The following is a 12,630-nucleotide window of genomic DNA, read 5'->3' as shown; positions in this document are numbered from 1 at the left end:
TTTTTTTGCGTGTTTTCTTTTGGTTTACAGATGATTAAAAGAAAATGCCTGAAAAATCAAAATCCACAGAGTCGAAAGGTCCGACCCATGCCTGCCATGCATAAATGGTAAGCGGAACGGCATTGATCAGTGCAAGGATAATGCCCATGACATTCACATAGTTATATTCAATGAAGAACGAGGAAAGGAGTGCACCGATTGCATGTACAGCGCAAAAAACGGCGTATGCTTTGAAAACGGAGAACGCTTTGCCTTCCTCGCAATAGTCCTCTTCGTTTTCGTCAAACTTCTTTTCCAGGCTACGGATCAGATAATAAGAACAGCAGAGATAGGGAAGCATCGTGCCCTTACCCAAAAGGATTTTTATGAGCATCAGCATGCCCTTGCCAACACCGTCCTGTGCAACAGGACCTAACTGACTCATAACATTTGTGCCTGTCATGGAGATGTATACAGAGGTAAGATCAACCAGCAGACCCAACCCCTGCCAGATTAAAGCCAGTATAAAAAAGGTTTTCAAAAGCCAGAAGGCTATGTAGCACTTTTCGGGAAGAGTGGGTGATGCGGATGCAGCATAAATCAGCCACAGACCTGTGCACAGCATGCCGGCAGTAACCAGAGTGCCGAACAGGAAAAAGACATGCTCATAATTCCCGTTCATAATGCCGAGCAGGCTTGTTATAAACTGCAGAACTACCACCGTAGAGGTCAGTATAATCGCAATCAGAAACAGCGAGCTGCCTCCGATATTCTCATGAAAGTTGCTTATAAAGCTGTCAGGTGCGTAGGGGGAGTCTGACATATCAAGCTCAGCAGGCATATATCCGTCCGGGATGGGCTTTTGCACAGGTGCAGGCTCAGTCTGTGGGATGCTTTCCATAGGAGTAGCTTCCGCACGGTTAACTTCTTCGGGAGCAGCAGCTTCTTCGGACAGCTCGGCAGCTGTACCGCATTTGCCGCAAAATGCCGCCACATCTTCCATTGCGTTTCCGCATTTTTTACAAAATTTCATAAGTTTTTCCTCCTTATTGTTTATTATCGTGCAAGTCAGGACTCGTCGGTAATGTAATTAAATACTGCTTCGGACATGGATGCAATTACATCCTCTGCCTCTTCGGAGCTGTTGGTATAGTCGCTGATCATCACACTTAAAATAAAGTCGCCCTTTTCGGTATACACAATAGCCGTGTCGTTCTGAACAGCACTGGTTTCGCCGCTTCGGTTTGCCACCGTTGTGCCGTCCGGCAGGAAGTGCGGTATCTTGTCTTTGTTTTGCTGTGCCTTTAATAAGTCAAGCATTTCGGCAGACGCTTCTGCCGATACCAGCTCATTTTTATACATCATTTCCAGAAGTGTACCGCAATCCTTGGCAGAGGTTTCGTTTGCCGTATCTTCATCTGCCTGCAAAGCGGTTGCGGTGCATCCGAGCTTTTTGGTCGCGTTTTCTGTTACCGCTTTAACACCCGCTTCCCTTTCACCGTTTCCTGCGAGCAGTAAAAGTGCTTCACGGCTTGCATCGTCATTTTTGACAAGCATGCTTTCAATCTGTCCTTTAACTGAATCAGACATTGTAATTGTGCCGTCATCTGCCAGGCGGTAAATTTCCGCCATAATATAAAGGTCGATTAAACGGTCAGCATCCATTTTTTGTTCGGCGTTGCGGTAAATTTCTTCGCCGGTTTTAATGTCTTTTACATAGTAGGTTACATTGCTGTTGTCGCCGGTAATGTATTCTGCAAAGCCGTCCAGTTCTTTTTTCAGCGCACGCATACTGCCCGGAACGGTTTTTTCCACATCCACCGTCTCAGCAGAATCCTGCCCGGTCTGTCCGTCAGATACCGCAACCGTTTCAGTCTGCGTGTCTTTGCCGATGTTCTGAAGCAATTCGGGAAGACCGCTGTTTTTAACAGCAAAAAAGCCGGCAATCAGAATCAGCAGAATTAAGGGAGCCAGCCACCACTTTTTCTTTTTAGGCTGTACATAAATGGCACATACGTTGCCGTTGGCACCGTTTTCTTCAGCCTTTTCCGCCAAAGCCTGTGCCACATTTCCGGTGGTGGTGCTTAAAATTTCCACAATTTCCTCGGGCGAAAGCGCACGGTCCAGGGAGTCGCTGAGCAGTAAGTAGTTTTTGCGGGGATTAACTTTGCCGAGGGAGGTTACAAAAGGTGCAAGCGGACCGAATACCTCGGGATGCTTGCCCAGCCTGCCGTTTGCAGACAGAGTGTTTTCCGGCTTTTCCAGACGGTTATCCTCCTGATAATATTTGTAAATGGTATCGTTGCCTACACAAGCCGCATGGGCATTGCCGTTGTTGATATACAGCATGGTAAGTGTTGTGCCGTCCTCACCCTGCAGGTTTTCGCGTATACCCCGGTCCATGTTCAGCAGGGTTTGCCGTAAATATTCCGAGGTCTGGGCTACCCGGAGCTTATTTTTCTTTTTCCGCAGTCTGTCCAGGAACAGTGCCGCAAGATTAGAAGCCCGTGCCTCCGACTTTTCGTCCTTCATCAGGGCGAAAATCTGGCGGTTGCCCGGATTGCTTGTGACATATGCCGCGCCTGCCTTCATTTCTTTAAAATTCATGTATTGTCCGTTGGCAAAGAAATTTTGTCGGTTCTCTTCGTTTTCTGCTCCGATATCTGCGTATACGGAGTATTTGTACTTGATACCCATATTGCTTCAACTCCTTCAATTTAATAAGTTACCGTAACTTTGACGGTTGCCAGAACTAGTGTATCATCCTGCAGGATGGAAATTTCGGTTTCGCCTGTGCTGAGGGCGGTGATTTCACCGTTATCTGTTACCGAGGCAACCTCGGGGTCGGTGCTTTCACAGCTTAAGTGTATCCGGTCTGCCTCGGGGATTTCAGTCAGCGGAATAATGAATTTTGTGCCGACACGAATGGTGACTTCATCCTCTGAAAGCACAATGGAAACACGTTTTTCGGGGACGTCCGCACCCGAGCCGGAAACCGCCGAAGAAATCCACCAGATTCCAAAGGCAAGCACGCAAAGAATTGCCAGAATTCCGATACAGACAGATGCAATGGCAAGACCGTTGCTTTCAGATTCCTCAACGGGGACAGCAGAGGGCTTAATCAGCGGTGTTTCCAACGGAATTACATCTATACCGTTTTGGGCAACGTTTGTAACCGTGCCGGAAAATAACGGCACAGAAAGGGCGGTGGTATCCATGGTGCTTTGTATATTTTCCAGTGCCTCGAAAAACGCAAGGGCAGTCTTGTAGCGGGTTTCTCTGGGAGAGAGTGCTTTTATAAGTACATTGCCCAAAGCCTCGGTCGCCCGGGTCGGCAGAGGGACCGTTACGCCGTTTAACTGCTCTTTTATCGTTTGCGGTGCATTGCCGAACGGGAAATGATTGTTGTTGAAAAGCATATAAATGACCATACCCAGGGCATATACTTCGCTTTGCTTGTCGTAAATGGCATCCGTCAGCGTTTCGGGGGGCATGTAGGGGTTGGTGCCTGACGCCGTAAGAAAAGAGAGATTCTCCGCTTCCGGGCGGACAACCGAAAAATTCCCCAGCACAAAGCTGTTTTGCTGTCCGCAAAGCACACTTTCGCTGTTGATGTTGCCGTGCAGAATATCTGCATCATGCAGAGTCTGCAGACCATTCAGCAGATTTCTGGCAATGCGCAGTGCTTCGGCAGTTAAAAGCCCTTTTTCGCGGATATAATCCTGCAAAGTCCCGTAGCAGGCGCTGAAAACCAGAATATCATACGGATAGCCGTCGGGACGACGGGTTATGGCGGTGGCTTTGATGCGCTCTAAGTGTGCGCAGGTATCTGTTACAGCTTTTAAGCTTTTAAAATCTCTTTCGGTATTGCTTATGCGCTGTGTAAAGAAATTGTCCAGCAGAATCTGATCTTTTTTAAAAAAGCTTCTGACATCCTTTAATTGCTCTGCCGACGGGTATGCCTCGTGTCGGGCGGTACAGACCGTGCCGTCGTCATGCTTTGCAAGATATCTGCCGGCAGAAAGACGTTCGGTTAACGCAAAGGCATCAAACCTTTGCCCTGTCAGATTGATTTCTTCCTGCATTGCACACCCTCCTTTTTACATATATAGAATATATAACTATTCTAAAATTCGTGAACGATTTAGATGCAAATATTTTTAGCTAAATTTTGAGCTAAAGCTCAAAGCTAAATTATTCCGCTTCGCTCCATAGCTAAATAACTCTTTCGGAGTAGCTAAATTAAATTCGCCATTAGCTGACCGTAGGTCAATTTAGCTACGAAGTAATTTAGCGTGCATCAGCACATTTAGCTCGCCGTCAGGCGAATTTAGCTGAATAGATTTAACTTCCGTTAAATCTATTCTATCACATATATTTATTTTTTTCAACCACAAAATTTTGAAAGGGCAGAGGGGATTCCGGACGAAAAAATCTTTATTTCAGAAAGATTTTTGTTCGTTTTTTGTATTGATAACCCCAAAAAAGAATGCTATAATAACCATTGGTGATAAAAAATGTTAAAAAACAAGACAAATCTGTTAAGAATATATTTTGCACTGTTTTATATGGGTATCGGTATTTTTACTACATATGTTACGGTGTTTTTCAAAAGTCAGGGGTTAAGTGACAGTCAGATTGGTATAATCACCGGCTTAGGCCCTGTTATGTCTCTGTTCGGGCTGATGCTTGCGGGCAATGCGGCAGACAGACTCGGCAAGCTCAATCTGGTGCTTTCCGCGTCCTTTTTGTTATCTGCTCTTTGTGCGTTGGTTTTTCCTGTGTCCAAAACCTTTTTGTATCTGCTTTGCATCAACACGGTCTACACCTTTGCCACATCACCCCTTTTGCAGCTTTCGGATGCCATGGCGGTGGACTACTGTGCAAAGCACAAAAAGCCCTTTAATACCGTAAAGCTTTGCGGTACGGTGGGGTATGCGTTTATTGTACTCACCTCGGGTTATATCTTAGAAAACCGCGAACAGCTGATGTTTTTGATGATTGCGGGCATCTTTTTTGTGTCCGCTCTGCTGGTTGCTTTGGTGCCGGACGAGAGAGTGATTAAACGGGAGAAAAAGAATCACGCCTACGGCGAGCTATTTAAGGACAAGGCGCTGATTGTACTGTATATTGCAAATCTTTTAGTGTTTATCCCCGTTTCCTATTACGGCTCCTTTTTCCCGATTTTTATCAAGGCGCTTGCAGGGGACAGTTTAAGTGCTGTGGCATGGTCGAGCTTTTTGTCCCTTATCAGCGAATTTCCCTTTTTGATTTTTGCACATGTTCTGTGTAAAAAATTCGGCAACAAAAAGGTGCTTATGACATCCTGTGTGCTGATGATGGTGCGCTGGGTTGCCATTGCGGTTTCGTCGCACATGCTGTCTGCCGTTTTGTTTAATATGCTAAAGGGCGCGTCCGATATTGTGTTCACCTACTGCACCACCGCCATTTTAAACAAACGGCTTGCCGACCACTTGAAAGGAACAGGTCAGGCGGTTTTGGGCATACTGACTTACAGCGTGGCACGCATCATCGGCAACTACGCAGGTGGCTTTTTGTCCGATGCTTTTGGTATCCGCACCGTGTTTTTGGGCTGTGCCGTGTTCCCGCTGATTGCACTGTTCTTACTACTTTCATTTTCGGAAAACAAAAAAACAAAAAAAGCATGAGCTTTTCGCTCATGCTTTTTTTAAAAGGGTAAATAGCCTAAGTGTTCCAAAAGAATTTTGATGCCCATCAGAATTAAGATGCCACCACCGATAAACTCGGCTTTGTTACGGCATTTTGAGCCGAACAGATTGCCGATTCTAATGCCCAAGGCGGAAAGAACAAAGGTGACAATGCCGATAAACAGCACCGCAGGCAAAATTTGTACACGCAAAAAGGCAAAAGTTACGCCAACCGCCAAGGCGTCAATGCTTGTCGCAACCGCAAGGGGAAGCATGGACAAAAAGGAAAAGGAGGCGTTTTGTTCCTCGTCGGGCTTTCTTGCCTCTAAAATCATACCGCCACCGATGAGGGAAAGCAGTAAAAAGGCAATCCAGTGGTCTACTGCCACAATATATTTTTCAAACTGCACGCCAAGCAGATAGCCGATGGCAGGCATTAAAGCCTGAAAACCGCCAAACCAAAGTCCTGCAAGCAGGCTGTGCCGAAGTTTCAATTTGGAAACCGAAAGACCTTTGCACACAGACACCGCAAAGGCGTCCATGGAAAGGCCGACCGCGATGACAAACAGTTCAAAGTAACCAAGTGCTTCCATTTTTATCCTCCTCAATTTCCGTCTGATAGCAGCGGACGTTCTGTGTTTTTGCGGTATTTAAGGGGCGATACCCCAAAACGTCTTAAAAAAAGACGTGAGAAATAGTACTGTTCTTTAAAGCCCACCTGTAACGCAATTTCTCCCACTCGCATTTTAGTGACTTCCAATAGTACCGAGGCTTTGACAAGCCGATAGTCATTCAGGTAGGTCACAGGTGAAACACCGGTTTGCTTTTTGAACGCCCTGAAAAAATTGGATTCGCTCATGCCTGCTACCGTCGCAAGCCTTGAAACGGTAAGGGGCTGACTGTAATAGGTGCGGATGTACGAAACTGCTTTTTGCACATGGCTGTCCATTTTAGGCTTAGGCTGTGCAACATCCAGTAAGAGCTGTACGATTTTATAAGCCACCGAAAGACGCTGACAAAGTCGGTTCGGGTCGTCCTTTAAAGCTGAAAGTGCGTCTAAATGCGCGTTCATTTTTGAAATGTGTGCTTCGGGCAGCATAAAAGGAAGCTCAAACAGGTCGGTTAAGCTGTATTTGCCGTTTATCAGCACATCCAGATACAACCAGCGGATATGTGCAGAAGGCACATGCTCTTTTGGCACACAGCAATACTGCATGGTTTGCGGCGGAAACAGAATAAATCCGTCCTTTGGCACATCCAGAAGCTCTCCGCCGACGATGCGGGTTTTCATGCAGTTGCTTTTGTTCTGCACCATGGAAAACCGCTTTGAAACCTTGGATATAATCAGATCCTGTTTCGGTCGCTTTTCCGGTGGGGCAACCCATTCATCGCAGGACAAAAATTCGATTTGTACCGATTCGATTTGCATAACCTACACCGCCTTTGGTAGAATTATATAAAAAAATAGCACTTTTGTCAATAGACATTTGTATATTGTAGTGTTATAATATAAAAAAGGAGGGTGTATATATGAAAAAAACAGCATATCTTTTACTGTTTGTTATGGTGTTTAGTCTGCTTGTTATTCCTGCAACGGCGGCAGATGTAATTGTGTATACCACGGCAGACGAAAATTATACCGAAACAGGAAGCTGGAGCACAACCACGAAGGCAGAGTTGCAGGGACCCGAGGGCAGTATTTCCCGCTATGCCTCGAAAGAGGCAGAAGCTTCGTGGGTACCGCATTTTGCCCAGGGCACCTACAAGGTTTCGGTGTATAAGGTTGTGCATCAGAATTCTTTAAACAATCAGGTGTTTGAAATTGTGCACAGAGGCAAAACCGACTATGCGGTGGTGGATTTTACCACAGGGCAAAACGGTTGGGTAGAGCTTGGTACCTATGATTTCTGGGGCGACGGAGACGATTGGATTTCGGTGACCCGTGCGGCGGGCGTTAAGGAGGACTATGCCACCCGAATGCTTGCGGTTTCCTTTGAATTGATTGCACCCATCAATGAGCCGATTCCGGCGGTAAAGCCTGAAGTTCAGCCTGGGGAAAAACCTGAATTTGAGCAGGAGACAGCAAAGATTCCCGAAATCAAGGAGCCGGAAAAGGTTGGCGATGTGATGCTGATTCCTGCAAGCAATCCGCTCTACTGCAAGCATGACGGTGCTTGGAGCGTTAGCAACGCGGCAGTCGGCTATGACGGAAGCGGAAGTTATTATGCCTCCAAAAAAGACAACTCTTTTACATATCTTCCCTATATGCCTGCAGGTAAATATAAGGTGGAGATTTTTAAATCTGTACACGAATGGTCTTTGAACGACCAGACCTATACGATAAACCACGCAGATAAAACAGATACGGTGGTGGTGGACTTTACTTCGGGCGATTCCGAATGGGTGACCTTAGGTGAATATGATTTCTGGGGTAACGGCAACGACACGGTGTCTGCAATTAAAAAGGATAGCGATGCTATGCGGTCTATACGAAACTCCGCAATTCGCTTTACCCTGCTGGAGCTTTCCGATAAGCCTGTGCCCGAGGGAAAGCCCCGTCCGGTTGACCCGAATGCAGATGTCGAAATGACCATTCCTGCAAAGCCGATTGTGCGTACCGATGAAATTTCGGTGGTGACAGACGGTGTATTGTTAAAATTCGACCAGCCTGCGACGCTGGTGGATGACCGCACGTTAGTACCGCTTCGGGGAATTTTTGAGGCGCTTGGGGCGTATGTATACTGGGCGGACGAAACCCAGACCGTGACAGGCATAAAGGGCGATACCACCGTCATTTTAAGAATCGGTGACCAAAATGCCTCGGTAAACGGAAAAAATGTGACATTAGATGTACCGCCTCAGCTTATCAACAGCAGAACCATGGTGCCGGTACGGTTTATCAGTGAATCGTTAGGTGCTGCGGTGAAATGGGAGGATGAAACCCAAACCGTTTACATCAATACGCAAAAAGAGGATGGCTTTAATCAGTTTATTTCGGTACGTAATTTAGACGAATTCGGCAGCTGGCAGGTGGAATCGCAGGTGGGCGGTAATGCCTTTGCAGGGGCAAACCTTAAAGGTCTTACTGACGAAACAGGCGTTTATGAGCCTGCAAGGGTTACCGTAAAAATACCCAAAACGGGTGATTATCAGCTGTTTATACATGCCAGAGACTATGCCACCAATCAGCAGGGCAGTCGCTTTTTTGAGGTGGAATTAAACGGCATGCGTGCCCCGAAGGCTTTGGGACGGCATGGACAGACCGGCTTTTTCTGGGAGCGCATCGGTCCGTTGCATTTACAGCAGGGTGAGCTGGAAATTGCGTTACATGATACTTCTACATTCTATGCACGTTGTGACGGCATTTTCATTACCGACGACGTAAAAATGAAAAACCCGCCCGAAGAGTATGCCAAAATCCGTGAGATTGCAACCATTTTCGGTTCGGATATGAATCAGGACACGATATACCCCTTATGGGCGGAAACGGATGAAGCCCCGGAAGCAGTAACCACCATAAAATCCGACAAAATGCAGATGGATTTTCATACAGTAAACACTTCGGGCGGTACGGTGATTCAACGGACCTTTACATTAAACGGCAAAACGGTAAGTGATCGGGAAAATCCGTTGGCGGCATTGCTGTTTTACGCAAGCGATGCTTCACTTGCAGGGACCACCGGACAGTTCCCGTTGTATCAGATTACCTACCCAAAAAATGGCGTTGACACACAGATTAACACGGGTAACCTTTATAAGCTTGGCACCCCGAGCTGGTTAATTCCTTCCGAAATTGAAAAGCTCAGCGAAAACAAGGTGCTTTTAAAGGCATCCAACGGGTATGCGGATGCAACCTTTACGGTTGAGCTGAAAAACGGTGAAACTGAGCCGATTGTAGACTTTACTTTTAATCCAAAACAGGCAGGCTTCTATACTGCAAGTCTGGTGACCAATCCCGAGCATAAGGAATTTTCTTACGCGTTTGCACCGTTCCGCTATAACGGCACGGTGATTCCGGATGAAAGCTTGATTATTTCAGAGCCATACTGCACCATTCCTATGGCACTTAAAACAGTTAAAAATGAAAAGGGAGAAACGGTGTCTTTGGGCATTGCGGTTGAGCCTGAGAGTGTACCGCTCCGCTGGCCTAAGGACAAAAATGCCGAATACGGTGTGGCACTCACCAGTGTAAAGGGCAATGCACAGCCCTCTCTTGCGGCACCGCTTTTCACCTCGGAAAATGCAAAGATGGAGGCAGGGGACAGCTACAGCATCCGTTTCCGTCTGATTGAACAGCCGGGCGAGTGGTATCCCATTTACGAGCATCTGGCTCTGGATGTGTATAACCTTACCGATTACCGTAAAAACTTCAAATCCACATTAACCGATGCGATTTTCAATACCACTTCTTTAGCAGGCGATGATTATGCAGGGTGGGACACCAATCAGAAGGGCTATTACAATATCGAAGCGGAAAATTTGGTGACCCAGTCCAATCCCTTGGTATTTATGTCTACCTATCTTTTAACCGAGGACAAGGATTTCTTAGAGAGAAGAACCATTCCGACTCTTGCGTATCTGCTTACCCGTCCCGGATTCCATTACAACAATGGCGATATTGAGGGAGAAGCGGTTTACGGCGGTGTGGGCGCCATTGGTGATCCCTGCAGAAACTACGGCAGTGCTGTATTCGGCGGTGGTTACAAAATGAGCCAGGGGCTTATGCCACAGCTTTCAGCGCTCGGCATTGACAATGGTGTAAAGAACATAGACAGCTACGGCAGTGCACCGCTTTATCAGGAATACACCTGGCTGTACCGCTACACGGGCAATAAGGAATACCTCGAAAGAGCAAAAACAGAGGCAGACAAGTTTATTGAAAAGCAAATTGATGCACCGCGCGGTATTGCCACCGACGAAGAAATGTTTATTGCCATCAAATTCTATCCCCAGTTCTTCGGGCTGATTGATTTGTATGAAGTGACAAACGAGCAAAAGTATATTGACGCGGCAGTCCGTGCGGCAAAGAATCTGTTGCCGACCGTCTGGATTTATCCCAACAGCGGAGAGGAACTCTATACCGTATCTGCTGATTATACCAAGAACAACCATTATGGGTATGATCACCTTTCCTGGAACGGCAAAAAGCGGTTCAGAGCAGGCTATCCGGAAGGATTGGAAGCTCTGCAGGATGAAACGGTTCCGTTCTGGGCAGTATCCCGGGCAGGACTTTCTTTGGAGCAGACCTTTACCTATACCATGCACGACTCGGGCAATATGATTATGGCTTGCTGGGCACCTGATTTAATGCGCCTTGCAGAGTATTCGGGCGAGAAAATTTTTGAAACCTATGCAAGAAATGCCATCATCGGCAGACATTCTACCTATACGGGCTATTACTACAACAACTACTTTGCGTATCAGCAAAATCCGGACTATGCGTATAATGGACCTGATATTACGGGTCTGTACTGGCATCACATGCAACCGTTCCTGGCAATGCTGCAGGATTTCCTGTTTACACAAGCCTGGAACTGGTCGGACAAGCAAATTGATTTTCCCTCGGTACGCAACATGGGCTATGCATACTTCTCTAACCGTATGTACGGCAGCGGCAGCGGAACATTCTTTGACGAAAAAGACATGTGGCTGTGGTTAAAAGAGGGGGTTATGCAGACCGACAACGTTCAGCTTGACTGGATTGGCGCGCGTAAAGACGGCGTGGCAGGCTTTGCATTTATGAACGAAGATACCGCTTCGCATACCGCAACCTTTACCTTAGGGGATGTGCTTGCAGGCTTTAGTGGCGTTGCGACTGTTTATGATGCGTCGGGCAACAAAACCGAGCTGCAGATTACAGACGGCAGGGGTGAAATCACCGTGCCGGGCAGATCGCTGGTTGCCATCACCGTAAAAAGTGATGCGGTTTCCAAGCCGGGCTATGCGGATGTAAAGGTAAATGAAAAGCAGGCAGGCAAGCAGACCGTAATGCCCAAAGACGGGGAAACCGATGGTGGGCACATTCTGCAGATGTCGGATGACGAATATTTTGCGTATGTGTACATCACCGAAATGTTAGATGAAGCAGACAAAGCCGTTCTGCATTACAAAAAGGACGGAAAATGGGAAACAACAGAGGATACCTACGCACCCTTTGAATTTATTGTGCGTGTGGATGACCCGAAAACCGATTTTACCTATTATGTTGAAAAAGTCATCAACGGGAAAACGGTTAAATCCTCCGAAAAGACATTAACGCCTTTAACCAAATAAACAAAAGACCGCCTTTCGGCGGTCTTTTGTTTATTTATTCTCCATTTCGTTTACAAACTCTGAAAGATTTTTGGTGATGACAGCAAAGCTGTTGTAAAAGTTTTCCCGCTCGGAGATGGTCAGTCCGCTGCCGCAACGGGTAACAACATTGGTGATTAAAAGATTTAATGCATCGGCGATTTTTTTGCCCTCATCGGTCAAACGGTATTTGATGCGGTATTTTTGTTCACCCTTTATGTCGGGATAAATATAGCCTTCAGCCTGCAAAGCAGGGAGAATTCTCGAAACCGCAGCCTTGTCTAAGTGGCAGATTTTACACAGCTCGGTGGCAGAAAGACCTTTTTCGTTCTGCCCCAAATTAAACAGACACATCACATGAGAACCCTTTAATCCAAAGGTATCCATTTCGTATTTTTTAATTTTTTGTATGCATTTGTAAGAAACAGAAACAGCTTTTGTAAAAACTTCAAAACGGTTTAACATTTTTAAGAGTCCTCCTTTTGTTGTGTTGTCAACAAAAACAATATAACACAAATTTGTTGAGTTGTCAACAATATTTTTCCCCAAAAAAAGGAGCTGTAAATTTATTACAGCTCCTTTTTGGGGGATAGGAAAAAATGTTTGGAATGGACAAACTGAGCCCAAACCGCGATATAGCGCGGTTTGGGGTTACCCGAAGGCGTACAAAGGTACGTCGAGAGGCGAAGTT

Annotated in this window: 8 protein-coding genes; 2 read left to right on the top strand and 6 right to left on the bottom strand. The window is 46.4% G+C overall.

Going from position 1 to position 12,630, the window contains the following annotated elements:
- Window positions 1-34: 34 nt before the first annotated feature.
- From IJE10_02770 to IJE10_02760, 3 genes are read right to left on the bottom strand one after another with little or no spacing between them, the layout of a single operon-like run.
- On the bottom strand, window positions 35-1,012 hold the full coding sequence (locus tag IJE10_02770; protein MBQ2967030.1) for a zinc ribbon domain-containing protein: 978 nt from the start codon (window positions 1,010-1,012) through the stop codon (window positions 35-37).
- Between the two features lie 35 nt (window positions 1,013-1,047).
- Window positions 1,048-2,676, bottom strand: a complete 1,629-nt coding sequence (locus IJE10_02765) for a serine hydrolase (GenBank protein ID MBQ2967029.1) — start codon at window positions 2,674-2,676, stop codon at window positions 1,048-1,050.
- 20 nt (window positions 2,677-2,696) lie between these two features.
- A complete protein-coding gene (locus IJE10_02760; GenBank protein MBQ2967028.1) occupies window positions 2,697-4,064 on the bottom strand; it encodes a protein kinase in 1,368 nt (455 codons plus the stop codon).
- 432 nt (window positions 4,065-4,496) lie between these two features.
- On the opposite strand from IJE10_02760, the gene IJE10_02755 reads away from it, so the two are divergent.
- Entirely contained in the window at window positions 4,497-5,648 is a 1,152-nt protein-coding gene (locus tag IJE10_02755) for an MFS transporter (GenBank protein ID MBQ2967027.1), read from the top strand.
- A gap of 20 nt (window positions 5,649-5,668) precedes the next feature.
- On the opposite strand, the gene IJE10_02750 is transcribed toward IJE10_02755, so the two are convergent.
- Both IJE10_02750 and IJE10_02745 read right to left on the bottom strand, forming a co-directional pair.
- Window positions 5,669-6,241 carry a manganese efflux pump gene (locus tag IJE10_02750; GenBank protein ID MBQ2967026.1) on the bottom strand — a complete coding sequence of 191 codons (573 nt, stop codon included), beginning with the start codon at window positions 6,239-6,241 and terminating at the stop codon, window positions 5,669-5,671.
- Between the two features lie 11 nt (window positions 6,242-6,252).
- Window positions 6,253-7,077: a helix-turn-helix transcriptional regulator gene (locus IJE10_02745; protein ID MBQ2967025.1), complete on the bottom strand. Its 825-nt coding sequence runs from the start codon at window positions 7,075-7,077 to the stop codon at window positions 6,253-6,255.
- 101 nt (window positions 7,078-7,178) lie between these two features.
- On the opposite strand from IJE10_02745, the gene IJE10_02740 reads away from it, so the two are divergent.
- The gene (locus IJE10_02740) at window positions 7,179-11,921 is read left to right on the top strand and encodes a hypothetical protein (GenBank protein ID MBQ2967024.1); all 4,743 of its coding nucleotides are present in this window, start codon (window positions 7,179-7,181) and stop codon (window positions 11,919-11,921) included.
- Window positions 11,922-11,951: 30 nt separating this feature from the next.
- On the opposite strand, the gene IJE10_02735 is transcribed toward IJE10_02740, so the two are convergent.
- Complete coding sequence (locus IJE10_02735; protein ID MBQ2967023.1) at window positions 11,952-12,404, bottom strand: MarR family transcriptional regulator; 453 nt, start codon at window positions 12,402-12,404, stop codon at window positions 11,952-11,954.
- Between the last annotated feature and the right edge of the window lie 226 nt (window positions 12,405-12,630).

The organism is Clostridia bacterium, assembly GCA_017410375.1.
In the GTDB taxonomy this organism is placed as follows: Bacteria; Bacillota; Clostridia; order RGIG6154; family RGIG6154; genus RGIG6154.
The sequence above is the reverse complement of the archived record's forward strand: the minus strand, read 5'-3'. Positions and strand labels throughout refer to the sequence as shown.